This window comes from Mucilaginibacter corticis (genome assembly GCF_007558865.1).
In the GTDB taxonomy this organism is placed as follows: domain Bacteria; phylum Bacteroidota; class Bacteroidia; order Sphingobacteriales; family Sphingobacteriaceae; genus Mucilaginibacter; species Mucilaginibacter corticis.
In genome coordinates this window covers 641,600-666,788 of the sequence record NZ_VLPK01000002.1, presented here as the reverse complement: position 1 = coordinate 666,788, position 25,189 = coordinate 641,600, and the positions used below count along the sequence as shown (strand labels likewise).

At 36.2% G+C, this 25,189-nt stretch carries 19 protein-coding genes; 3 read left to right on the top strand and 16 right to left on the bottom strand.

Annotated features, from left to right (window positions below; genetic code table 11):
- Positions 1 to 33: 33 nt before the first annotated feature.
- The 5 genes from FO440_RS13515 to FO440_RS13495 form a co-directional block, all read right to left on the bottom strand.
- On the bottom strand, positions 34 to 888 hold the full coding sequence (locus FO440_RS13515) for a beta-1,6-N-acetylglucosaminyltransferase (protein WP_144248796.1): 855 nt from the start codon (positions 886 to 888) through the stop codon (positions 34 to 36).
- Positions 889 to 1,200: 312 nt separating this feature from the next.
- On the bottom strand, positions 1,201 to 2,052 hold the full coding sequence (locus tag FO440_RS13510) for a beta-1,6-N-acetylglucosaminyltransferase (protein ID WP_144248795.1): 852 nt from the start codon (positions 2,050 to 2,052) through the stop codon (positions 1,201 to 1,203).
- 21 nt (positions 2,053 to 2,073) lie between these two features.
- Positions 2,074 to 4,650, bottom strand: coding sequence for an amino acid adenylation domain-containing protein (locus tag FO440_RS13505; RefSeq protein ID WP_144248794.1), 2,577 nt, complete (start codon positions 4,648 to 4,650; stop codon positions 2,074 to 2,076).
- A 113-nt stretch (positions 4,651 to 4,763) separates the two neighbouring features.
- Positions 4,764 to 5,936: a glycosyltransferase family 2 protein gene (locus FO440_RS13500; protein ID WP_144248793.1), complete on the bottom strand. Its 1,173-nt coding sequence runs from the start codon at positions 5,934 to 5,936 to the stop codon at positions 4,764 to 4,766.
- Positions 5,933 to 6,856, bottom strand: coding sequence for a glycosyltransferase family 2 protein (locus FO440_RS13495; RefSeq protein WP_144248792.1), 924 nt, complete (start codon positions 6,854 to 6,856; stop codon positions 5,933 to 5,935). The genes FO440_RS13500 and FO440_RS13495 overlap by 4 nt, the downstream gene beginning before the upstream one ends.
- 294 nt (positions 6,857 to 7,150) lie before the next feature.
- Between FO440_RS13495 and FO440_RS13490 the strand changes: the two genes are divergently transcribed.
- Together FO440_RS13490 and FO440_RS13485 are read left to right on the top strand one after the other, a co-directional pair.
- A complete protein-coding gene (locus tag FO440_RS13490) occupies positions 7,151 to 8,026 on the top strand; it encodes a beta-1,6-N-acetylglucosaminyltransferase (RefSeq protein WP_144248791.1) in 876 nt (291 codons plus the stop codon).
- A 472-nt stretch (positions 8,027 to 8,498) separates the two neighbouring features.
- Positions 8,499 to 9,932, top strand: coding sequence for an MOP flippase family protein (locus FO440_RS13485; RefSeq protein ID WP_144248790.1), 1,434 nt, complete (start codon positions 8,499 to 8,501; stop codon positions 9,930 to 9,932).
- Positions 9,933 to 10,001: 69 nt separating this feature from the next.
- On the opposite strand, the gene FO440_RS13480 is transcribed toward FO440_RS13485, so the two are convergent.
- Together FO440_RS13480 and FO440_RS13475 are read right to left on the bottom strand one after the other, a co-directional pair.
- On the bottom strand, positions 10,002 to 11,693 hold the full coding sequence (locus FO440_RS13480) for an FAD-dependent oxidoreductase (RefSeq protein ID WP_144248789.1): 1,692 nt from the start codon (positions 11,691 to 11,693) through the stop codon (positions 10,002 to 10,004).
- A 5-nt stretch (positions 11,694 to 11,698) separates the two neighbouring features.
- Complete coding sequence (locus FO440_RS13475; RefSeq protein ID WP_144248788.1) at positions 11,699 to 12,274, bottom strand: gluconate 2-dehydrogenase subunit 3 family protein; 576 nt, start codon at positions 12,272 to 12,274, stop codon at positions 11,699 to 11,701.
- Positions 12,275 to 12,445: 171 nt separating this feature from the next.
- Here FO440_RS13475 and FO440_RS13470 point away from each other — a divergent pair, with 171 nt between their 5' ends.
- The gene (locus tag FO440_RS13470) at positions 12,446 to 13,312 is read left to right on the top strand and encodes a glycosyltransferase family 2 protein (protein ID WP_144248787.1); all 867 of its coding nucleotides are present in this window, start codon (positions 12,446 to 12,448) and stop codon (positions 13,310 to 13,312) included.
- 16 nt (positions 13,313 to 13,328) lie between these two features.
- On the opposite strand, the gene FO440_RS13465 is transcribed toward FO440_RS13470, so the two are convergent.
- The 9 genes from FO440_RS13465 to FO440_RS13425 form a co-directional block, all read right to left on the bottom strand.
- A complete protein-coding gene (locus FO440_RS13465; protein WP_144248786.1) occupies positions 13,329 to 14,450 on the bottom strand; it encodes a glycosyltransferase in 1,122 nt (373 codons plus the stop codon).
- A 21-nt stretch (positions 14,451 to 14,471) separates the two neighbouring features.
- Positions 14,472 to 15,656 (bottom strand): glycosyltransferase, encoded by a 1,185-nt coding sequence (locus FO440_RS13460; RefSeq protein WP_144248785.1) that lies wholly within the window; start codon positions 15,654 to 15,656, stop codon positions 14,472 to 14,474.
- A 21-nt stretch (positions 15,657 to 15,677) separates the two neighbouring features.
- A complete protein-coding gene (locus FO440_RS13455; protein ID WP_144248784.1) occupies positions 15,678 to 16,889 on the bottom strand; it encodes a glycosyltransferase in 1,212 nt (403 codons plus the stop codon).
- A 133-nt stretch (positions 16,890 to 17,022) separates the two neighbouring features.
- A complete protein-coding gene (locus FO440_RS25050) occupies positions 17,023 to 17,637 on the bottom strand; it encodes an acyltransferase (RefSeq protein WP_144248783.1) in 615 nt (204 codons plus the stop codon).
- Positions 17,638 to 17,760: 123 nt separating this feature from the next.
- Positions 17,761 to 18,927, bottom strand: coding sequence for an O-antigen ligase family protein (locus FO440_RS13445; protein ID WP_186292664.1), 1,167 nt, complete (start codon positions 18,925 to 18,927; stop codon positions 17,761 to 17,763).
- A gap of 173 nt (positions 18,928 to 19,100) precedes the next feature.
- Entirely contained in the window at positions 19,101 to 21,236 is a 2,136-nt protein-coding gene (locus FO440_RS13440; RefSeq protein ID WP_144248781.1) for an exopolysaccharide transport family protein, read from the bottom strand.
- A gap of 34 nt (positions 21,237 to 21,270) precedes the next feature.
- Positions 21,271 to 21,966 (bottom strand): TolC family protein, encoded by a 696-nt coding sequence (locus tag FO440_RS13435; RefSeq protein ID WP_144248780.1) that lies wholly within the window; start codon positions 21,964 to 21,966, stop codon positions 21,271 to 21,273.
- A 737-nt stretch (positions 21,967 to 22,703) separates the two neighbouring features.
- On the bottom strand, positions 22,704 to 23,864 hold the full coding sequence (locus FO440_RS13430; RefSeq protein WP_144248779.1) for a right-handed parallel beta-helix repeat-containing protein: 1,161 nt from the start codon (positions 23,862 to 23,864) through the stop codon (positions 22,704 to 22,706).
- 171 nt (positions 23,865 to 24,035) lie between these two features.
- Complete coding sequence (locus FO440_RS13425) at positions 24,036 to 25,040, bottom strand: acyltransferase family protein (RefSeq protein WP_144248778.1); 1,005 nt, start codon at positions 25,038 to 25,040, stop codon at positions 24,036 to 24,038.
- Between the last annotated feature and the right edge of the window lie 149 nt (positions 25,041 to 25,189).

The window sequence follows — 25,189 nt, the reverse complement described above, 5'->3', positions numbered from 1 at the left end:
TCTATAAGTTTTACTATTTCAAAAATAGCTTATCTATTTCTCTTTTTCAGCAACAGCATCCAGGTAATCTAAGATTTTACTGTCAATTTGCGGATCAAATTTGCGGGCGAAAAATTTATTTGAATCAGTCAGTAGTTTTGCATCGGCTATGGTCAGCGTATTTGGCCTTGAGGCGGCATTTTTAAATTTAATATACCGCAAATGATCATTTACGATACTATCTTTTAATGGCGAGTTCATTAAAATAGTCTGAAAAACGATCTCATCTACGGCCCAGGTCAGTCTGAAAAAACGCCTTGCAGATCTGTGGCTTTTTAAATAATTAAGCGAGTAGGCTGCGCAAGCGGGCGTTATCGTAATCCATTGCGAAAATCCATAGGGCTTTAATCCTAAAGGCATTTTTTTATCCGGAAGAAACTTGTTTAAAAGGTCCTGAATTTTAAATCTAAAGGGGATATTATAATCGCCAAGGCTATACATTGTGATCCTTGATATGGATTGTTGCCAGTCATCAAGAATAGAACGATATCTAATGAAGCTTTTATCCGGGTTTTCAAATAAAAACTTTTGTATAGTAGCCGCACTTTTTAAGGGATAATCTTGTCCGCTTAATAAATTAATATGACTATAATTATTACCTGTATTTAATATTTCTTCAAAGCTGATCAGCGTAGCTGCAACCATGCTGTAGTCACCCCATTTTACGTTTGTCCTTTTTTTGATAAAAGACACGCCATCTAACTGTGCAAGATCAGCAAACTCGGATATGCCAATTTTTGTATCAAGGTGGATATAAATATCTGTATTAGGATAAACAAGACTTTTCGCCAACCGTTCGAGTTGCGGTTTATTGCCATGTGCCAGTATCAAATATGCTAACCTCATCATGTATTTAAACAATTGGGTTATTATTTTATTTGGTCTAACCTGCTCTGTAAGACACAAACTAATATAGCGTTATCTGTTAGCCTGAGATTAGAACGAAATTAGAATTTGCACATTCAATATTTTCATATTACTTCTGGTCAATAAACTTATTGTAAGTGTTTTAACGCCGATTTATATATGCGTTTTTTATGTCAGGTAGCGTTATGACATAATTCTTATGGATTATGAATAATGGCTTTCTGCTGCCATCTGTTTCGCAAATACCTTTTAAACTCTTGAATGTTTAATATTTAAAGGCGTTTTTATTATTTGCTATTTCTCTTTTTCGGCAGCTGCATCCAGGTAATTTAAAATCTCGCTATCAACATTAGGGTCAAACTTGCGGGCGTAAAATTTACCCGAATCAACAAGTAGTTTTGCATCAGCCATAGTTAATGTATTTGGCCTCGATGCTCCTCTTTTAAATTTAATGTAACGCAAATGATCATTTACTACCTTATCCTTCAAAGGTGAATTCATCAAGATCGTTTGAAAAATAATTTCGTCTACAGCCCAGATCAGCCTGAAAGAACGCCTTGCTGCTCTGTGTTTTTTTAAATAATCAAGCGAATAGGCCACACACTCAGGCGTTATGGTGATCCATTGTGAAAATCCATATGGTTTTAATCCTAATGGCATCTTTCTGTCCGGAAGAAACTTATTTAGGAAATCCTGAATTTTAAATTTTAGCGGAAAATTGTAATCGCCAAGATTATACATAGTAATCCTTGATTTGGATTCTTGCCATTCGTCAAAAATGGAAAGATGCTTTATAAAACTCTTTCCTGTATTAGCGAAAAGGAACTTTTGTATAGTAGCCGCGCTTTTTAACGGATAGTCCTGGCCACTTAGCAAATTAATATGGCTGTATTCATTACCCGACTTTAATATTTCCTCAAAACTTATCAAAGTAGCAGTAACCATGCTATAATCACCCCACTTTATACCTGTTCTTTTTTTAATAAAAGAAACGCCATCCAATTTTTCGAGGTCGGCAAATTCGGCCATGTCGCTTTTCGCATCCAGATGGATATAAATATCTGTATTAGGATAAACAAGGCGTTTCACCAACCTTTCCAGTTGTGATTTACTGCCATGTGCCAGGATCAGGTGTGCTAAGCGCATAAAAGTCAGGAGAATTATTAATTAGCTGTAGGTCTTATCCAATGTATTTTGTAAAACCCCGGCAAAAATGGCATCATTTGGTGGAAAAAATAACTCTTTATGATCACCGGGAACTTTGTGGATCTCAACCCCGCCTAATGCATATTTCCCCCATCCCAAATATTTGGGGTCGTCAACATAAAATATCCGGTCATCGGCCCTAAACAGATCTATTTTTATATCAAGGGGTGTTACTACATAATGGGCAAACGCATGGTTTAATTTGTCGGCAATTTGCTGCATAAAAGGCGGCATATCATCCGGATCATAATCTTTAAAAAAACCAAACTTTTTAAAGAAGAATTTGAACTTTATAGTGTAATAGATCTGCAAATACTCTAAGGTAACTTTAGGCTGTGTAAATATTGTCCCTATCCTGAACAACAGCTTATGAATTTGCCTGATACCTTTTATCCAAATCTTTTTTAGCAATGGATATTGGTGGGTTGGGATCTGCACATTGGTATCAAGCATCCCCAACATAGCTACATCTTTGCCTATTTTTTTAAGTTGCTTCACCATCTCGTAAGCAATAAACCCACCAAATGAATAGCCTGCAATTGCATATGGACCTACCGGATCATGCTTAAGTATCTCGTCATTATAGTATTTAGCTACAGCCTCTAATGTATCCGGAGTTTCAACAGTGCCGTCAAGGCCCAACGCCTGCAAGCCATAAACAGGCTGATCTTCTCCTAATAAATTTACTACGTTATATAAATTATTCAGGTTGAGCCCTATGCCATGGACTATGTATAATGTTGGCTTTGAACCATTTGGCTTGATCGGGATCAATGCTTTATATGGTGATTCTGCTGCTTCGTCCTGTATAACTAAGGCAAGATCCTTTATGGTTGGGTATTTAAGTAAGGTTGATAGCGGTAACCGTTTACCAAACTCTTTTTCTACCTGCAACATTATCTTAACAGAAACCAGCGAATTAATACCTAACTCAAAAAAGTTATCTGTAATACCAATTTTTTCTACCGCTACATTTTTCAGGAAAATGTCTGTCAGCTTTGCTTGAACTGTATTGGTTGGTGCTTCGTATTTATTGGATACCTGGGCGTTTATTACAGGATCAGGCAAAGCTTTTCTGTCAGTTTTACCATTGGGCATCAATGGCACAGCCGGAATTATGGTGTAATTGGTTGGCACCATGTATTCAGGTAAAACTTTTCCTAAATCAGTTCTCCAAATATGCGGGTCACTTATAACAGCAGGATCTTCGAGAACTACATAAGCTACTAAGTGCGCGTTTCCTAAAGTATCTTTAAATACAGATACGATGGCGTCTTTAACATTAGGTTGCTGTTTTATCTGAAATTCAACTTCTTCCGTTTCAATACGGTAGCCCCTTATTTTAATTTGATGATCTATCCGGCCAAGGCACAAAATCTCATCATCTGCAAGTAGTTTCCCTAAATCGCCTGTTTTATATATTTTTTGCCCGGGGATGTTTAAGAACTTATCATCTATAAACCTCTCGCTGGTAAGTTCAGGCCTGTTTAAATAGCCTTTGGCAACACCGGTGCCTCCAATATAAATTTCGCCTACCTCGCCTTTTGGCACCTCTTCAAAACTTTCGTTTAATATATAGATCTGGGTATTCAGAATTGGAAAGCCAACGGTTATCAGGTCATCGCCCGAAGTTATTTTTTTAATTGTAGACCAAATAGTTGTTTCTGTTGGGCCATACATATTCCATAATTCCGCACATTTATCAACAAGGCTTGCAGCAAGTTCTTTGGTCATAGCCTCGCCGCCACAAAGTATTTTCATCGGAAGCACTTCGTTCCAATCTGCTTCAAGCATCATGCGCCACATAAATGGCGTACCTTGCATAATAGTAATTTTCTCTTTTCGTGCAATATCTAATAATGCTCTACCATCCTTCACAATATCAGGCGAAGCTATAACCAAAGAGGCCCCTGTAATTAGGGGAAGATATATTTCTAATTCGGCAATATCAAAGGATATTGTAGTTGAAGAAAGAATAACATCGTTACTATTAGCCCCCGGCAATTCCTCCATACTGATCAAAAAGTTAACCAGCCCGATATGCTTAACTTCAACACCTTTAGGCTTACCTGTTGAACCAGATGTGTATAGAATATATGCTATGGTATCTTCATTTATATCGGCAGTAAAATCTACCGCACTGTAAGAGGTGCTTTTTTGCCAGGCTTCTTCTATAAACAGCAGTTGGGTATGATCCTGGTATTTTTCCTGGAATTTGTTTGAGGTGATCAATAATTTAACCGCCGCGTCATTAAGCATATAGCTTATCCTGTCAATAGGAAAACCAATATCAATTGGCAGATAAGTGGCACCGGCTTTCATAATAGCCAGCAATGAAATAACCATCTCAGGAGAACGGTCAATTGCAAGGGCTACAACATCACCGGTTTTAACGCCCTGATCTTTTAAATAAAAAGATAGCTGATTAGATATTTCATTTACCTGCTTATAGGTAAACCCCTTATCTCCCTGCTTTATTGCAACCTTATCTGGAAATTTATGTGACTGGTTAGCTACCAGTTGGTCAACAGTGATCATATTAATACCAATAACTTTTAGGATAATTAATTAGGGGGTATTAATTATGCCACTAAAATATAAATTATAATCAAGAGTGAATACAGAATTGCATCCTTGTTACATTTAGTTTCTTATTTTCTTTTCGATTTTTCCCATGCTGCGCTTTGATTTCCTCTTATATACCTGATGATACCGGCAAATACAGCATAATTCATAATACAAAAATAATATGGAATAAACAAAGGCTTGATCCTGATATTGCGTCTCTCAAACAGCAATCCAAGTAGGCTTAATACATAGAATAATACTTGTGCTATAAAAATATACTCGTATACCGGAGATGGCGAATTTCCGGCAAACACGATCAACCCGTTGATGATGAATAATAAAACAAGCAAAAATGGTACAATTGTCCAGCGTAATACACGATGGCTGATGTATTGAAAGGTAAACACCGGGTTTAAAAACGGATTTATAGCTTTTTTAAGACGCACAATTGATTGAATGCCACCAGCCGCTATTCTAACTTTCCGTTTAAGTTCTTCTTTAATGTCAGCAGACGCAGTTTCCATTGCATAAGCCTTAGGTTCGTAGGCAATGATATAACCACTTTCTGCTATCCGCATGGCTATCATGTGGTCATCAATAATGGTATCTGCTTCAACCGGCTGATATAATGCGGCCCGGATACTGAATAATTCGCCGGCAGCCCCTACACCTGAATATAAATCATAATCCCATTTTTTTAATGCCGATTCATATTTCCAGTAAAAACCTTCGCCGGCAGAACTGGCATCCGCAGTCTCGCCAACAATTATTTTTTTCTCACCTGCAACCGCACCCACTTTTTCATTCTGATAGTGTTTAACAAGCTCCAGGATAGCTTCTTTATTCAAAAGCGTATTGGCATCAGTAAAAATCATAATATCTCCTGTAATAAAGGGTATAGCCCTTTTTATGGCAGCCATCTTCCCTCCTCTTATATCTTCATGCAAAACTAAAACATCATCGTATTTTTTTAGCTTTTGCGGGGTGCTGTCAGATGAGCCATCGGTAGTAAAAACTATTTGTAATTTATCCTTAGGATAATCAAGATTGATAGTATTTATCGCCTTTGCATCAATAACATCTTCTTCATTGTAAGCGGCGGTAAGTATACTGACAGTAGGTAAGGGATAATCGTCATTAAACAAAAACGGTTTTACTAAAAGCCTTTTAATTTTTATGATGAAGTACATCAAAAAACCATAGCCAACAAATGTATATATAACAATAAAAAGACAAATCCAGAAAGCGGTGATCATTTAGTTTTTTTTAATTTAAATCCTAAGTTTTGACTATCGTTAGCGTTAGTGAAGTTCCAAAATATTCCTTTTAAAGTCCAGCCGGCTAAATCACTGCGGCCTTTTAAAATGTAGTTTAACATTTGTTTGCCGCAGGCAATAAAAATATAATAAATACTAAATAACAGCGTATTCAGAGCACTGGTATTTCGTCTTATAAAGAGCATTCGGTTGCGGGTCATAAAATAGGTTTTAACAGCACTTTCTTTACCTACACTCATTGATTCTTTATGATAGATCTTAGTTTTGCCCGTAAACCAAATCTTTTTACCGGCCCTTCTAAATTTTTCGCACCAGTCTAATTCTTCATAGTACAAAAAATAGTGCTCTTCCATCAATCCTACTTGTTTCAGATCACTGCTTCGGCACATCATTGCAGCACCATGGCAAAAAGCAGTTTCGCGACTATCGTTATTGTATTGACCTTTATTTACATCCATGCTGCCTATGCCCGCATTTCTGCAGGTTAAATAGTTCATTTTAGTAAATCCGGCGTATTGTATAATGTCAGGATTATCAAAATATAAGATCATTGGCGAAATCAACCCTATTTCCGGATTATTTTCTAACTCGGTAGTCAGCTCACTAATTAGATTTTCTGTGATCTCCGTATCGTTATTTAATAACAGCAGATAATCGCCCTTAGCATATTCAATGCCTAAGTTGTTACCACCTGCAAAACCTAGGTTATAATCAGATCGGACAAATACCAGTTCGGGAAAGGCTTTTTTAAATTCGGCTTCGTGATCTTCGTCACAACCGTTATCAACCAATACCACTTCTACGTTATCATTTTTTGCATTTTCTTTTATTGAATTTAAAAATGCAATGGTTACGCCTGGCTGATTAAAATTAACTGTGATGATTGAGGTTAGTTTCATGCCTCGTAAAAGTAATTAATTTAGGCCATAATTTAAATAAGACATCATGATTCGTCCAATAAAAATAGATAGCGTCAATAATTTAATATTGCGTTTACATTAATTTTCAACCGGTAAATAATAATGTAACAGGTTTGAAACATAAGTATATCTACAAGCGTATTATTAGTGTAAAACAGTATTTTTATTAAGTCAAATAAATCTTATTATTGCAACAACTTCAAAAAAATGGACCATAAATTAATTATTACAACTACTTTTAAGCAATTTATTTCCCATTAGTTAGCACTGCTTATGCGTATTGCACATATTATAATGGCTCATAAAAACCCGCCCCAGCTTTTACGCCTAATAGAACGACTACAACACCCCAACTTTGATATTTTTATACATATCGATAAAAAAGTCCCTTTGGATAATTTTTTTTTACTAAAAGAAAAAACTAACATCACTTTTATAAAAAACCGCGTAGAATGTAACTGGGGAGGTAATAATTTTTTTAAGGCTATTATAAGTTCTGTAAACGAGGTAATTCATTTACAGAAAAATTATGCCTTTGTTAGCTTGCTTAGCGGCCAGGATTACCCTATTACGACGGCCGAAAACATTTATAATTATTTTTTACAAAATTCTAATAAAAATTTCATTTCTTACGATCCGTCAAGGCAATCAAACTGGTGGAAGGGCGCTGTGAACAGGTATGAAAAATATCATTTTACCGATGTGCATTTTAAATGGAAATATGTGTTGCAAACGATTGTAAACATTGTTTTGCCACGACGAAAGTTTCCTTACTCATTTAAGTTATTTGGTGGCAGAAATGCATCGTGGTGGACAATAACCGGAGATTGTGCAAAATACCTGGTTGATGAATTAATGCATGACAAAAAGCTTTGGGATTTCTTGAAATATTCATGGTGTACTGATGAGTTTATGGTTTGCAGTATAATCATGAATTCTAAATTCAGGCATGATACGGTTAATAATAATCTGCGATATATTGATTGGTCTGAAGGCAATGCGCGCCCCAAACTATTGGGGATGGCAGACTTTGATCACATTAAACAGTCAGGAATGCTTTTTGCCAGAAAATTTGATCAGGATATTGAGTCACAAATATTAGACAAAATAGATAGAGATTGTTCATTGTTAAGTAGTAATTTAGCATAACAATTTACTTATCCTCATAAACACCCCTAAACATGAACAAACAGTTATCTACGGCCGAGAAATCCTGGAGAAAGCCGGTAAACTTGAAAATCATCTCATATTTCAATCAACCACTATTCAAAAATTCAGGAAGTTGCTATAGTCTGGATGATCTGATAAGGGTTATACTCAAGCGACGCCTTGCTTATAAAATAAAGGTGGGTGATTGATCCTAAAAGATTTTTATTAGGTATTCATCCACTCACAGCGTTAAAATCTAATTATTATATTTACAGCATAAATGAAACGCTTAATTTTAATATCAGTAAATTTTAACAACCTATAAAATCTATAAAGCAATTTATAACGTATTTGAGCTTGCAGTCAGATATGGTTATACAAATACTTGCAGGCATCACAACTAAACTTGATGAAAGCATCATATCACAATTTTGTGCAATTAAACAATCACACAGAATATTACTATAAATAAATGAGCAACCAAAAAACCGCAATAAATGGTGCTAAGTGGACTACCTCTGCCACGGTTATAACTACAATACTTAATGCAGCGCAAACAGCAATTATTGCCAGGATACTTGCCCCTTCCGTATTTGGCCTGGTGAGTATTTGTACTATAATGCTTAGCTTCTTTCAGGTATTTGCCAACCTTGGCTTTGCCAACTCAATTATCTCAACACAAGAAACTGATAAGAAAAAACTATCAACTATTTTCTTCTCCAGCGCGGGTTTAGGCGTTATATTTTGCATTGTTATAAACCTGTGTAGCCCGTTAGTGGTTAGCTTTTATCATGAGCCAAAGTTAGCCGCGATCATTCCTTTGGCAGCGCTTAACTTTCCGCTTATTTATTCCGGCCAGATCTACAACACCTTGTTACAAAAAGAACTCCGTTTTAAAACTATTGCCGTTAATGATACGCTTTGCGTTGTAGCGAGTATAGTTACTACTGTAACCTTAGCTTATAATGGATTCAATGAATTTGCTATGATGTACGGGCAATTGACATGGGCGGGCGTACGTTTAATCAGCTACACACTTACGGGTATAAAACTTTTTCGCCCGGTTTGGCACTTTAAACCTAAAGAAATACAGGATCACTTAAAATTTGGCATTTACAGCATAGGCGAAGGTTTATTAGGTTTTGCGAACAGTAATTTAGAGAACATATTGATAGGAAGGCTGATAAGCCTTGAAGCATTAGGATATTACAATATTGCATGGACACTTGCCATATTCCCTATCTATAAACTTAATCCTATCATTATGCAGGTATCCTTCCCTATCATGGCTAAAATGAAGGATAACGAAGGTTTAAAAAGGGCTTATTTAAAAATCGTAGACTTTATTACATATTGCAATTTCCCTATTCTGACCGGGCTTGCTCTCACCGCTTTAGGAGTAGTTCCCTTGGTATTTGGCCACAATTTCCTACCATCGGTACCATTGTTTAAGGTTGTTGTTTTTGTGGGATTTTTGTCTTGCGTAACTACACCGTTTGCTTCATTATCCTTCTCAAAAGGGCAGCCAAAATTGGTATTCCTTTTAAACCTGATTGTACTTTTGGTTAAAATCCCGGTTATATATATTGCCGCTAAATATTTTGGTTTAATAGGTATTACCTATGGTTATTTGCTTGCGTCAATTATTGAAACATGTGTATGCTTTTACTTTGTAACTACGCTGGTAGGCAGTATTTTACCACAGTTTCTTAATAACATTTACAAACCATTATCTTTTTGCCTTGCGATGGTTGTCGCCTTGCTAATCTATCAATACTTCCTTGGAACTATTGGTTTGGTAAACATCATTGCCCAGGTGGTAATCGGCGCGGCTGTTTACGTCGGGCTAACATTAAAATTCAAAATGTCACTACGCGAAGTAATGGATATCAAGAAATCATTATAACATCGGAAATTATAAAGCAAAGAAAGCCGACCTGATTTGTCAGACCGACTTTCTTTATAATCATTATTTTTACAACTCTCCTTTTTTAAGCTGTTCAAAAGCATAATTACATGCTCTTGCAGTTAATGCCATGTAGGTTAATGAGGGGTTTTGGCAGGCAGATGAGGTCATGCTGCTGCCATCAGTTACAAATACGTTTTTAACGGCGTGCAATTGATTATTAGCGTTTAATACAGAAGTTTTAGGATCTCTACCCATCCGGGCGGTACCCATTTCGTGCACGGTTGAGCCACCCGGTTTATTATAATTAAATTTACTTGCATTAAACCCGGCTTTTTGCAACATATCTAAACAGGTATCCTGAATATCCTTCATCATCTTATCCTCGTTTTCACGGAATGAGAAATCTATTTTAACGACAGGTAAACCCCATTGGTCTTTTTGATGTTCGTCAAAGCTGATCTGGTTAGTATGATAGGGCAAACATTCACCCCAACCTGCCATCCATATTGTCCATGGCCCCGGAGTAGTAATGGTATTTTTAAAGTCGGCACCAAAACCGGGCGTGCCGGCCAGTTCAGCATAGCCTTGGCGCTCGCCGGTGCCCTGAATATTGTATCCCCGTAAGAAGTCGTTCTTTTCGCCTGATTTTAAATTTTTATAACGCGGTATCAGAAAGCCGCATGGCCTCCGGCCCTTGTAATAAGTATCTTTAAAGCCATCATGAGAGCCGGTTGCTCCAGCTGATGAATGGTGATCCATTAAATTATGCCCTAACTCACCGCTATCATTACCCAGGCCATTAGGAAATCTTGAAGATTTTGAATTCATCAGTAATGAAGTGGTAGGTATAGTGGAGGCATTTACAAAAATAATCTTTGAATGAAACTCCAAATGTTCGTGAGTACTGGTATCTATAACGCGTACGCCTGTTGCCTTCTGGATCTTATCATCATAAATAATTTCAGATACCACGGAGAAAGGCCTTAATGTAAGGTTACCCGTAGCTACGGCAGCCGGGATAGTAGAAGCATTGCTGCTAAAATACCCGCCAAAAGGGCATCCGCGGCTACATAAGTTTCTGTATTGGCAAGGGCCGCGGTTATCCCACCCACGGGTTAAGTTGGTTACCCTGGCAATCATCAATAAACGGTCATTGTAGCTTTTTTTCATTGATTGCGCCAAATGGTTCTCAATGCAATTGAGTTCCATACCCGGCAAAAAATTTCCGTCAGGTAAATGGGGTAAATTTTGTTTAGAACCACTAACACCTATAAAAGACTCTACATAGTCATACCATGGAGCAATGTCTTTGTATCTTATGGGCCAGTCTACCGCGTTTCCGTCTTTTAAATTAGCTTCAAAATCCAGATCGCTCCAACGGTAACATTGCCTGCCCCAGGTTAATGATCGTCCTCCTACCTGATATCCCCTAAACCAGTTAAATGGTTTTTCCTGTATATACGGGTGATCTTTATCATTAGCAAAAAACAACTGACTGCCGGCATCAGAAGCTTTGGTTTGCACCGGGTTTTCCTGAAGTTCTTTTTGGGTATATTGTAAACGACACTCAAAGTCCCAGGGATTTAACAATGCGGTTGGGTAATCCTTTACATGTTCAACATTTCTGCCCCGCTCAAGTAAAAGAACTTTCAACCCTTTTTTGCATAGTTCCATAGCAGCCCAGCCACCACTTATGCCCGAGCCTATTACTATTGCATCATACGTATTCTGACTTACTGTATTGATATTAATATCCATTGTGATTATTTAGTGGCCCAGGATTTTTGATGCGGAGCTAACGGCATCGAACCGTTATACATTCCCGGTATGTAATCATAAACAAGGCCTTTAGTCGCCCCAACTTGTGAGGTGCAATAGCCGGTTACGGTTAAGTTTTTTAATTGGGTAAAAAAAGGATCACCTAAATACCGGCCCTCAACTTTAGCTATTAATGAGTTAAAACTATGCGCCTTTTTTTCAAAATGCTTTAAGATCTCCGTCTTTTCGGTTGGCTTACAAGCTTGAAAAGACTTATCATAATGCTTGTTACTGTAACTATCAACATCGGCTAAACCATCAATAAAAAGATTCTGATTTTTAATATCAGTACATTTCTGCATCATGGTTATAATATAATCTTCAACCTTAGCGTCTTTAGCTCCCGGAGTATCGGTAACAGGAATTATAGTTTCGGCAAGGTCTGCTATCAGGCCTTTTTTTGACAGAAGAAACTTTGTATCAGGGGCTTTGTTAATGTCGGCCCATTTAAATATAGAGAAACCCGATGCTCCTAAAAATCCAAATGCAAGTAAACTTTTTATTGTAGTCCTTCTATTCATATTATATTTTAGGGATACGTAAATATAATTAACAATTTTATATTTCAATCCATTATCCGTTCAATTAAGCCATTATTCTTTTTTAAATGGACTGCTTTTTGATATTGGTTTTTGGTATGAAATTATCGATTTTATTTTTTATTTTGTGGTGCAATAAATTATATAGCAACTATGACTTTGTTCAACAACCCAAAGTGGCTTAACGAGTTTGAATATAACTACCAAACAGTAGACGAAGTACCTCAGTCTGTATTTGATTCTATCAATAAAGACCTGGATAAAATAACCGGCGACAACCCGTTAGTAACGGTATTAATAGCCGCCTGGAACGAGGAGATCAATATACTTAGATGTATTGGCAGCCTCTCAAAAACCAAGTGCGATTTTCCGATAGAAATTATTGTTGTTAACAACAACTCGAAGGATAGAACACAAGACACTATAGACAAATTACATATAACCGGCCTTTTTGAGCTGAAGCAAGGCTGTGGCCCTGCACGAGGATTTGGCCAGGAGCAGGCAAAAGGAAAATATGTTCTGTTAGCTGATGCCGATTGCTTCTACCCTCCGCATTGGGTTGCAGAGATGACTAAAGTTATTCAAAAACCTAATGTTGTGTGTATTTACGGTCGTTATTCTTTTATAAGCGAACCTAAATTCCCGAGATGGAAATTGTTCGTATTAGAAAAACTGAAAGATGTTATTGCTGAATTTAGGCAATTAAACCGCCCTTATTTTAATGCATACGGCTTAAGTATGGGTTATGTAAGGGAATTGGGATTAAAGGTTGGATTTATTGAAACTAGCTTTTGGGGTGATGACGGCCAGTTATGCCTGGGGTTAATGAAATATGGGAAAGTAAAACAAGTTAGAAGTAACAAAGCCCGTGTTTGGACCGGTCCACGCACCTTACAAAGAGATGGTTCTTTAGATAAGGCTTTTGCAGTCAGATTAAAGAAAGAGTTTAACCGTTTCTTTAAAAACTTTAATTCAAAATTGCCTGATGATGCAGTTCACGAGTCAAAAGCAAAATTATAATTTTGTGCTATAAAGGTTAGCCTTTATACAGTTCGTCATAAATGGCCTCGATCTTACGGGTCATTTTAACAATGTTATAATCTTTTTCTATAGTCCGGCCGGCGGCTTTTCCCACTTTTTTTCTAAGTGCCGGATCATTGTATAATAAAACTAATGTATCAGCGAGTTTTTGCGGATCTTTAACCGGAATGAGTATACCATTTTCTTTATCTACAATTACCTCTTTGGCACCATCAATTGAAGTAATAACTACCGCTTTTTCCATTGCCAATGCTTCAAGCATACCAATAGGCAGGCCTTCCCATAATGATGGTAAGCAGTAAATGTCTATAGCATTTAATACATCAGGTATATCCTGTCTGAAATCCATAAAGATGATCCTAGAATCAACGCCTAACTCTTTGGCCAGATTAACTGTATCTTTCTTCAGATCGCCATCGCCTACAAATAAAAATTTAATATCCAGTTCCTTAGGAATTAATGAAACAGCTCTTACCAGTGTCAGTGGGTCTTTCTGAGCAGTCATTCTTACCACATAACCAACCAGCATAGTTTTCTTGTCTACGCCTATTTCGCTCCGGATATCAGTAAATGTACCTTCAGGATTAAATTTCTTTAGATTAATACCATTTTTTACAACAGTAGCACGCTCCATCGGAAAAATCTTTTTGGCATCGTTTAGGTTATTGTCTGATACGCAAATTGATAAAGTAGATTTATCTACCAAGTACTTCTCGCCCATTATCCTCAACTTCCGCAACGGAAATTTTTGATCCGGGTGAAATGACCAGCCATGTACCGTATAAATAACAGGTATACCTAATTTACGCGCGCTGCTGTTGGTATTTGAATTTGCCCGTGTACCATGAGCGTGTACAATGTCAATTTTTTCTTTCTCCAATATCTCTGACACCTGGCCCCAAACCGTAAAATTGAATGGCTTTTCGGTTTCAATAACGTAGGTTTTTATGCCATTAGCTTCCATATGGTCAACCATTGGGCCTTTGGTAAATGAAAGCACAACATTTTCATAACGTTCTTTATCCAATTCTTCAACCAGGTTAATAACATGAGATTCGCCGCCGCCAATTTTACCTTGACGAATAGTTTGCAATATCTTAATTTTCTTATTTGCCATTCCTGAATAGGTTAAACAGGGTTAATTTTTTATGTCGTTAATGGTTGACTGGTCTTCGTGCTTGGTAGCAACAGAAAGCTGATTAGCCTTATTTGCCTTTGTTAAGGCCAATACTTGAAAAAACACAAACTTAGGCACTTGCCTTAATGATTTGTAAATACTGTCGCTGGCTTTAAAATATCCTTGTGCCTTGTAAAATATGGCTACAAATATGATCACTGCAACAATCCAGGTAATAAGCATAGCAGGTATTACAAAAATGTCTACCAGGAAAAATAATCCTGAAGCTAAAACGAGCATAAACAATGGTGGCCTCATCAGCATCAAGCTAAATATAAATTGGTTCCAGTTGAATGTGAAAATACTGTTCAAATTCATTTTAAGGCCTAAAAATGAAAACTTAAACCAGGTATTGATCCATCTGGCCCTTTGTTTTACCAATTGGTCTGACTTGGCTGTTTTTTCATCAAAAACAACTGCTTTTTCTGCAAATGCTATCCTTAATTTACGTTTTAATATCTCGTACTGTAATATCTTATCAAAGCCGGCACCACCCATGCTTAATTGTTCCAGGCATTCCCTATAAATATCAAGCGTAAACGCCATGCCTGAACCTGCTAACGAAGCAGATGAACCTGCACTAAACAGTAATTTACGGTCAATATATCTGTAGTAGATATCGCCGGCTTCATCTAAGCAGGCATACGTTGTATTTAAGTTTTTAGCTTGCCTTACACCTTGTACCGCGCTATAACCTTCACTAAACAATTTATTGATCTCGTTTAAATACTCAGCATTTACAAGATTATCACTATCAATAATGGTTAGCCTGTCATGCGGACGTTTAAAATTATTGATAGCGTAAAAATGAGACCGGATATTACTTGCCAACACTTCTTCGGGCCTTAAAACATGAACACGGGGGTCTGTAAACTTAAGATCTGTTATATCACAATTATCAGCAACTATATAGATCAGGTAATTACTATAATTCAGTTTCAGTATAGAATCTACAACGCTTGGGAGAAGGGTTGTTTGCTCATAAGCTGTAACAATTATGGCATAATCTGCTTCGTCGTTAACGCTGTCGGCCTTTAGTTTCTCTTCTCCCCTAATACCTGCAATAACATACAGCAGGAACGGAAATATCAAATAAAAAACAACCAACAGCTGAATAATCAAAAAAACAATCAGCAACACGCTCATGATAAGTTAGTTAGTAAAGGTTTAACCATTATGTTCTGATTCATATTTAACTATTTGATCCATCATCAGTTTCACACTTTGCTCCCACGTGTGGGTTAAAGCAAATTCTGTTCGCTTGGTCTTTAAAGCTTCACTGTTTTCTTCTAAAGCCTTTGCAATAAGTTTAATGTAATCTTGCGGGCTGTCAGCAAGATAAACAAAATCCCGAAATGTTTCCATCGTCTTGGTAGCTGTAGCAATAGTTGGTTTACCCAGTGCAAGATATTCATCGATCTTTCTTGGATAGTTACCTATCGTTATCTCGTTTACTAATTGCGGGTTTATACAGATATCAAAAGCTGCTATATAATTTGGCAACATACTCACCGGTTTTTGCCCTAAAAACGCTACGTTAGTTAATTGATGCAATTTGCTTGCTTTAAATTTATCATCCTCAGGCCCTACCAAAACAACGCTGTATTGCGGGTAAGTTGTAGCTATTAACTCAATTATATCCAAGTCCAAGCGTTCGCTGTTAAGAGCACCTACATATCCTATAATCGGTTTATTAACAGACTGCACATCTTCAGGCACATCACTGCTCACATTTATAAAATCATCAACATCGCAGCCCTGGCCTATGTAATAAGAGTTTTGATTATACTTTCTGCAGTACTCAGCCAGGTATTCAGAATTGCTAAAGCAAAGGTTACTTTTGGCTATTAATTGCGGTTCAAGCTGCAAGCCGTGCCTTTTCCAATAATCAACACCCAACATGTAGTCCCTGGAATAGTAAATACCCAAATGCGGCTTCAAAAAATCCTGCAGATAAAAACCCTTAAACATCTCGTTATCATTAAACAAAATAGGATCAGTAAATCCCAGTTTATTTAAAGCCTTATTAATTGATCTGGCAAACTTTTTATTGTTGCGTTTATTAAAAAAGTTAAAAAGAGAATGGCTTTTTAAAAAGTTGATCGACTCCACTATACAGTCGGGATAATAATTCCAAAGATTATCCTGGATCTTTACCAATCCATCTTCCTTTCCTTTTATAACATTATGCCGCTTAATAACTTTCGGGTCGTTTTTGGCACGCATTAAGGTAACCCTGTCAAGCGGCGAATTAACGTACAATACCCGGTGATTTTTACTAAGTTCGAGCGCTACATTTTTACAATTACTACCTATTTCAGTATCCCAGGGTTGCTGGCCAATTATTATGAAATTTCTTTCGGTTACTTTTTTGCTCATGGATTTTTCTGAAATGGCTTGATAGCTGTTAAATATAACTATTTGATGATTAACACCTTGTTAATTTTTGCAGTTAAATACCGAATATATTGATTGTGAGTTTGGTTAAGTTCTTTGATTGAAGTATTTACGTTTAAACCTTCTTCCAGGCCTGCTCTTTAAAATCGTACTTCTTTATCACCTTTGCAGGATTACCCACCACCACAGAAAATTCAGGGACATCTTTTGTAACTACGCTCCCTGCGCCCACAACACTGTGTTTACCTATTGTAACACCTGCTACTACAGTGCAATTGGCACCTATCCATACATCGTCCTCAATATTAATTGCTTTAGTAGTAACCTTTTGTAAGGATGGTGGTATAGTTACATCCTCATATCCATGGTTTAAACCTGACATTACAACATTTTGAGCGATAATTACATGATTACCAATATTAACCGGCCCTATAACAACGTTACCGATACCTACAAAACTATGGTCGCCAATATTAACATCGCCCACACCATTATTTATGGTGGCAAAATCTTCTATAACAGAGTTAGCACCCAAAGTAAATCCATTAAACGGAAACACATCCATCCGTGTCCGGCTTTTAACAACAGCATTGGCGCCCTTTTTATGTTTAAACGGGTTCAAAAATAATTTTACCCATAAACGGGGGCTGTTTTCGTTTTTCGGAATCAAAAGAGATAATGCTATCTTTTTTAATTTAGGGTTCGATTTTACTTTTGAAACTATTGACATACTATTAGCTGTTAATATCTTTCGTCTTCCTCTTTAGGGGCCATTAACTTTAACCCACTAATTATCCCAAGTATCATGCAAATTATAGCGGGTATCCCAAATATATCGTATGGCATAAAAACTTTATTTAATTAACATATTAGTTTTAGAGGATGCTGCTATTACCGGCGTCCCCAAAATTACAGCCCATGACAGGTATACAGCAATAGATGAGGGCATAGTATTAATTACCTCATTGCCATAGCTACAAAACAATGTACCGGCGCATCCCGCTGCCAATGCCACCATTTTTACCTTAAGTCCTTCATCTTCAATCCTCCAGACTATGCCGAAACATTTACCTAAGATATACACCATAATAGACACCCATATAGTTAGCCCAACAACACCATACATGGCCCATATTTTTACAAAATAGCTGTCGGGTTGTACGGTAGATAGATACGTACCTGCATTATATTGCGTCCCGGCAGCGCCTATTGTGCCCAGTCCGCCACCAAAAGGCCTTGTGCTCATATATTCGCGCATGCGCATCTGCGTATTAAACCTAACATTTAAAGACGCATCTTGTGGGTTAACCGCTGTCCTTAACCTATAGATTTGATAATTACCGTTACCTATATAAGTATATTTAAGGAAACATATAAATCCAACCAAAAGTATCCCCCCTATAAACAGAACTTTAACATTTTTAGTTAAAATTATAGCTACAAATGCTCCCATTACTAACGCAAACAAAGCTCCACGTGTACCTGAAATAAGCATACCATCAAGCTGTAACAAAGCACAAACTAATAATATAAGCTTTGTTTTTTTCTTGTATGGGCCAAGCGCAAGTACCAGGGTACTGAGGCCAAGGGCAGCTTGAGAGGCTCCGAATTGTCCGGCATCACTGTAAAAAGAAAATACCCTTAACCTGCCCCATAATATGTGCGTAATATAGCCGCCACCATCTAAGAAGCGCTGTTCGCCGGGTGATGGATGTATGTAAAGCTGTTTAAGCCCATTGAGCGAAGCAAGTGTTGAGCAGGCAATTATCAGGATCAAAAACATATCCAGGTGCCTGTGTGTTCTTAAAATGATCAGGCCAAGGGGTACAATCAGACAAGGATAAAGAGCGGCCGATCTTAACTCAAAAAACCAACCGGCAACGCTTGCCCCCGGATTTACGACTTCGGCAATACTTATGCCCAACCATATTATCAACAGGTAAACAACATCTACGCCGGCACTTTTTCTTTCTTCGGCAGGAACAGTCACTAAAACGGTTATCCAAAGAATTAGTAACACTGCTTCGATAATCGTACCGTAGGGAATTATTCCTATTTCACGACCAGGAATGCCATATAAGAAACAATAACATGTTAGAAAATATAAAAGAGAATTCCTCATACCATTATCATCGCTAATATCAAAACAAGGGACTTCAAATTATATTCAATATGCTATTTGAGGTTGTTATGTTAAACCTTGAATTTATTAAGGATCCATCCAATAAAACCTGGTTGCTCCTTAATATACTTTACAAATGCCAGATCGTTTTCTTTAATAGTGCGGCCCGCTTCAAATACTGCTATATTTTTTTCGGTAAACAATAGCCATTCTTTAGCAATATTCAAATTATGCAGGCTATTAACATCTATAATAATGATATCAAATTCTTTCCTGAGTACTTCAAAACCAATTTTAAGGCTCTTAATATTATGCATCTCTAAAAGAGAGTTTTGAGCCATATTTTTATTCATAACAGTAATCAGATCTTCAGTCTGGATCTCTTTCTTTACTAAAAATGTTTGGAAATTTTGGCCGGTAACAAGTTCAGTACTTTCTGATTTTGCCATTGGGAAGTCATCAGCAATCAATAAGATTTTTTTGCCTGTCATTGCAAACGCGTAGGCAAGACTATGTGCAATTAAAGTTTTTCCTTCGCCATTAATCAAACTTGTAATACCTAATATTTTGCTATCATCCTCGTCAAGTTTGTTGCTAATTTCAAACCTTAGCGACCTGAGCAGATCACGGTATACGGCATAAGTTTTATCTTCATTATCATCCCATATATCCCTTATATTCTTCTCTTTACCAGTGATCATATTTAAGGTACCAACGGCCTTTGATTTGACCGCTTTTTCGAGATGACGGACATCATTAATAGAGTTATCAGATACAAATATGACGAATAGAAAAGCCAGGCACAAAACAACACTTCCAATGCCTGATCCGGCCAGTATAATTGCTCGTTTAGATGGCTCAGGCGCGCCCGGCAAACCGTACTGCTCAATTGTTAAATGAAAACCGGTGTTAATATCCGTTTTGTTTTGATTATAGGTTACTAAAAAGGTTTGGTAATCTTTAGTAGCAAAATCTGCGTCATTCTGTTTTTGGGCAATATCAGCATCATACGGCACCATACCTTTGTATTGGGCCTTTAATGAATTTAATTGCGAATTTATTGCTTGTAAACTGGCTCTGGCTTGTGATATGCCAAGCTCAAGATTGGTTTTTTGAGTAAGTAAAGCTGTTTTATTTATTCTTGGATCAATAACGTTGTCATCATTATTTTGAGAACTTTTGCTGCTAAGTAACCGTCGTAAAGAATCTACACGTCTTTGATCGGCAGGTTTGAATCCATTATCAACCAGGGTATTACTGGCTATCCTTAATTGATTTTGCAAATTAATTATATCTGTGCTGCTTGACCTGCCATTATTACCCAGATCAGCATCACTGCCACCATTAAGTTTTCTTGCAATAATCAGCAACTGTGCAGTGCTGCCGTCAATTACTTTTTGTTGTGTTGTTTTATCAATTTCAAGATTTGTAATTTGTCCGTTTAGATTAGTCGACTCTCCTGTAAGATTAAGTACGCCTTTGTTCTTTTTAAAATCCGCTAAGTCGGCATTCTTTTGGATCATTACAGCCTCTTTACTTTTTAGCACAGAGTCAAGCTGGGTAAGTGATCTGTTTTGATTGGTGTTTACATCAGTGCTGTAACTGCTAATAAATTCAGATGCCAGGGTGTTTACCACATATGCAGACAGATCAGGGTTTGGCGATGTATATTTTATATTAATATCATCACTATTTTCGGTATGGCTAATATCTAAGGCTTTTCCAAATCCGTTCTCCCCATATCCCATTGATTCAACAAGGTCATACAATCTGAAAGGGCCATTATTATCTAAAACCGTTAAAATTTCGCTGTTATCAAGTTTTCTCTTTAAAATTTTAATAACCTGTACTTTATTTTCAGGACGCAACGAGTCTAATTGTTCGCTTTTATACTTTTTAAATGCTTTTTGCGGATTTTCTAACTCATGAATAATTAAGTTATAGGCAAGCAGATTGATCAGCTTTTTAGATTTCAGCTTTTCCATCATAGTATTAAACTGTTGGCTTGTCTTAAACAAGTCAACAGTTTCGCTGGAAATTACTTTCTTGGAAGGATCAAGCAGCCCCGTTGCTATTTGTGATTCTGAGCTGTATTGTTTGGGTAAATTCTGAACCAAAAAATAGGTAATGGTTACAACAATAATTGGTACCAAAATCACTATCCACTTGTACCGGCTTATAACTTTTAGAAACGCTTTTATATCCATTTATATAGTACTATGTTTTCAGGTAGTCGGCTTTTTATTTAATTTCCGTAAGCTTGACACCTATAATATCTTCCAAAGCATCTTTTGCTTTTAAGTAAGCAATTTCGGCCTGTATTTTTGTGCTTTCTGCTGCAGCTTCAGCGGCTCTTGATTGGTTATATACATCTAAAGTAGCTTCGCCTTTTTGAAATTTATTTCTTGTAGTTTCAGCTATACTTTTAGTATCCTGTACACTTTGATTGGTTAGCTTAAGCTGGCTTAGCTGCTGTATATAATTGTAATAGTTAGTCTTAACTTCTGTAGCTAAAGTTTTATCATATTCCTGAGCTTCTAATTCAGCAATCTGATATTCATATTTCGCTTTTTTAACCAAAAATGGTTTTTGAAGATATTGTCCAATATTTATAGTTCCACCGAATTGAAAGCCGTTTACTGAGTATGGGTTTGCTGTTGTAAGACCGTCGCCGGCAATTACCGGTTTATCATTTGGCCTGTAAAAATATGAAGCAGTAAAAATATCTAAATAAGAAATAGTGCTTGTTGAAATATTAAGGTGAGCATCTTGCGCCCTTAAACCAAATATTTTACGCCTGATGTAATGATCTTTAGCAGATTGTATACATTTCTCTAAAAAAGTATAATTTATTTCACTCATTACGGTTTCTTGTGCAGACGCCTTAAAACTTAACAGGGTTACTAATAAGAAGAGTACCGGGTATAATTTTTTCATTTGATTAATAGTTTAATGATTTAATTTAGTGTGCAATAATTATATTTTTTAAAGTTAACGCTATTTTTCCCAGCCGGCTTAATTATATCAAGCCTTTAAGTTGATTGTTACAATTTATGTTTGCTGATTGTTTAATCCCGGCTATGTAATCTGGTAAATGTTTTATTTGATTTAACTATAACTTGCATAAATTATCTATATACAATTTTTATTTACTTGATTACCAACTATATAATTCAGTTATATATATCGAAATATTATTACCCACACAAAAATAGAAAAATATCTCAAATATCTTATTTCCCTGCCAACATAACAAACCTGATAAATTTATAAAAAACCTTTATTTTATAGTTCTAAATTATCATTATTTATTCCAAAATTCAGATTTATTGCATATTTTAATATACATCCTCGTTTCATGTATGATTTCGGCAAGATAGACATCCAAAACTCAATACCCGCAACTAAAATCTAAGGTATACGTTTACTATTAATATGCCATTAACATTATATATATAAATTAACTATTGGCTTAATATATATTGTGTATTATGTTACACTGCTTATAGAAATACTTCCACAATATACACCCACCTGTTCAATAAATTAACATACAGTAAATTAAAGAATTTTGTCTTAATTAATTTTATTACATTAGTTAATTTTGTTAACAACATATAGTTGTTAAATACATAGCACTAATTTTAAATTATTAAGAATTACGAATTTAATGGTTATTTAGATTGCTCAGCAGTGTAAACATTACCGTGCACTACAGATGGTTTAGCCAAATTCCAATATACGTTATTTGTTGGGACCGGGAAAAAGTTAAAACCTTTATTGTTAGTAAGCGTAACTTTTCCTCCCATATAACCAAACTGGTAATTATCAATAAATGTACCCGGGTACCCGGTCCAGTGGTCGGTATTGATATCGCCGCAAACGTTATTATTTACAATCAGATCTGACTTTGTAGTTATGCCATGGATGGCAAATTCTTTAAATTCCTGAAACTCAAAAGCGGCGTATCTTCTGGAACCAATACACACATTATTATAAAAATGACTGGTTTTAACAACTTTACCAAAACTTACAGGCCAAACGGCAATAGCATGCCCTTCATAGTTAGTAAATTTATTATTGTACGCATCGCCATTACCCGTCATCATTATTAACCTGTTATCACCATTAGTGGTAGGATTAACACCATCAATGGTATTATTAAACACCTTAAAACCGTCAACAGCCTTACAGGCAATTAAATCTCCGGGATTACCCCCGGTAAATATATTGTTGCTGATCACTACATTTTTCACCAGGTTATAAACATAACCATGTTCTATACCTCCACCCAGTTCATTTGTACCGCAATTAATAAATTCTGAGTTGGTAATTTTAAAGTTCAGCAGATTTACTGTCTTTTCGGTACCATCCCATATTAGTTTGTTACTATTGTTAACATATATGCCCTGTGAGCAATTAATAAAACTTAGGCTATCTAACGTCACCCCTACCAGCCGCGAGTTGATATTGAGCATTCTGTACCCATTATTTTGTGTAGTAAAACCGGTAATTTTAACATTATTAAGATTACCTAAGTTAAGGCAGCTATTAAACCCTTCTGCTGTTTGTGAAAGCCCATCAACTGTTACGTCTTTCCCACTTATAATAACGTCTTTAAGATTTTGAACAATTAGTCCGTTGGTATAAATACCAGGCTTAACAATTATACGTGTACCCGGAGCATATCTATTATTTGCACCATCAATTATTAAAAAACCCTCGCCGCTACCTAAAACAATTGTATTTGCGGCTATATCTGCAGAAAGTTTTGTTTGAGCCTTTGCGATATACCCAATAAAGGCTGTTATTAAGACAAGAATAGTTTTTTTCATTAATGCTACACGGCCGCAATGCGAATACAGAACCATCTACAAACTCCGCGTACGTGCCTGTGACAAAGATATTATAATATCGTGCAATGCAAAATCCAACAAATAACAGCTCAACAAAATCTTACTAACAAATCTTAGCATCAACCAATGCAAGTTTTACGCTTGCACCCACTAATGCGGAAGTGAATTTAAGGCAGTTTTATTTGCAATGTTCCCGTTCATAATATTGTAAATTTTAGGGAAAAACTTATTCAAAATGATGGAAAACGTTAATGTTAAAGTAAACGCGATAACAGGAGAAAACCATCTTATAAAATCAAAACTGTTAGGCGTAAATTTAAATATCACAGTCATAACTGCAAGCGTAAGAGGATGGTACAAGTAAACAAACAGCGAGTATTCCTTTCCCCATTTTGTGAGGACATTTTCTTCCGTATTTATTTTTGTGCTTAAAATAAACAATGGGATAGCAATTATAATTGTGCCCAATAAAAATTGATGATTAAACTTATCATAATTGAAATACTTAAATAGCAATTGTGCTTCAATAAATTGAATGGCTATGCCCGCAATAACCAATCCTATTAATAATATATTACTGATTGAATTAAAGACATTTTCTTTTTTCGCAAGAATGATCCCTATGTACATCAATGGAATAGACAATAAAAATCTGGCCAACTCAAAATCGATATTTTTACCAAATACCTGGTCGTAGGAATCTGAAAAAAGCGCAAGGAGCAATATGCCGATGGATATGTAAGGCAGGTAGTTATTCCTTTTGATAAAAAATAAATACCAAATAAAAATATACCCAATCAATAGTGAACCGATAAACCATAAATGAGCATGGAGACCCGTTAATATATTTGAAACGCCAATTGACATGTTCCCTTTTACAATATCTATTGGCAAACAAACTATGCTTGAAATAATCAGAATTGAAATTAACAGGCTTACATTCTTCTGGATATTTTTAAAATCAAGTGTATTATTTTCAATTTTATAGCCAAGAAAAAAACCTGTCGTTATAAAAAAGAATGGTAAAGCCCACCGTGAAAGTAATCGCAGATCATCAACAATTTCCTTATTTAAGTTTCCGTAACTGGTATGCAGGCAGATTATAAAAAAAGATGCAACAAGCCTAAATAAATCAATTCCATTTTTTCTGTTCATTTTAAATTTGTTTAATCTTTTTAGTACGCTTTTGTAGTTTGTTTCTAATTGTTAGTACAATATTTAGCTATCAATTTACTGACCTGTAACGTACACCTAGTCCGCCCAAAACTGGGCATTAAGCCCCTTATTGGCGCAACTAAAATTAC

Coding starts and splice junctions, on each gene's coding strand:
- FO440_RS13440 (WP_144248781.1), bottom strand. CDS start 21,236: ATGGATATAAAAGCGTTTCTAAAAGTTATAAGCCGGTACAAGTGGATA.
- FO440_RS13480 (WP_144248789.1), bottom strand. CDS start 11,693: ATGGATATTAATATCAATACAGTAAGTCAGAATACGTATGATGCAATA.
- FO440_RS13490 (WP_144248791.1), top strand. CDS start 7,151: ATGCGTATTGCACATATTATAATGGCTCATAAAAACCCGCCCCAGCTT.
- FO440_RS13515 (WP_144248796.1), bottom strand. CDS start 888: ATGATGAGGTTAGCATATTTGATACTGGCACATGGCAATAAACCGCAA.
- FO440_RS13465 (WP_144248786.1), bottom strand. CDS start 14,450: ATGGCAAATAAGAAAATTAAGATATTGCAAACTATTCGTCAAGGTAAA.
- FO440_RS13425 (WP_144248778.1), bottom strand. CDS start 25,040: ATGAACAGAAAAAATGGAATTGATTTATTTAGGCTTGTTGCATCTTTT.
- FO440_RS13460 (WP_144248785.1), bottom strand. CDS start 15,656: ATGAGCGTGTTGCTGATTGTTTTTTTGATTATTCAGCTGTTGGTTGTT.
- FO440_RS13455 (WP_144248784.1), bottom strand. CDS start 16,889: ATGAGCAAAAAAGTAACCGAAAGAAATTTCATAATAATTGGCCAGCAA.
- FO440_RS13475 (WP_144248788.1), bottom strand. CDS start 12,274: ATGAATAGAAGGACTACAATAAAAAGTTTACTTGCATTTGGATTTTTA.
- FO440_RS13495 (WP_144248792.1), bottom strand. CDS start 6,856: ATGAAACTAACCTCAATCATCACAGTTAATTTTAATCAGCCAGGCGTA.
- FO440_RS13500 (WP_144248793.1), bottom strand. CDS start 5,936: ATGATCACCGCTTTCTGGATTTGTCTTTTTATTGTTATATATACATTT.
- FO440_RS13435 (WP_144248780.1), bottom strand. CDS start 21,966: ATGAAAAAATTATACCCGGTACTCTTCTTATTAGTAACCCTGTTAAGT.
- FO440_RS13485 (WP_144248790.1), top strand. CDS start 8,499: ATGAGCAACCAAAAAACCGCAATAAATGGTGCTAAGTGGACTACCTCT.
- FO440_RS13470 (WP_144248787.1), top strand. CDS start 12,446: ATGACTTTGTTCAACAACCCAAAGTGGCTTAACGAGTTTGAATATAAC.
- FO440_RS13505 (WP_144248794.1), bottom strand. CDS start 4,650: ATGATCACTGTTGACCAACTGGTAGCTAACCAGTCACATAAATTTCCA.
- FO440_RS13430 (WP_144248779.1), bottom strand. CDS start 23,864: ATGAAAAAAACTATTCTTGTCTTAATAACAGCCTTTATTGGGTATATC.
- FO440_RS13510 (WP_144248795.1), bottom strand. CDS start 2,052: ATGCGCTTAGCACACCTGATCCTGGCACATGGCAGTAAATCACAACTG.
- FO440_RS25050 (WP_144248783.1), bottom strand. CDS start 17,637: ATGTCAATAGTTTCAAAAGTAAAATCGAACCCTAAATTAAAAAAGATA.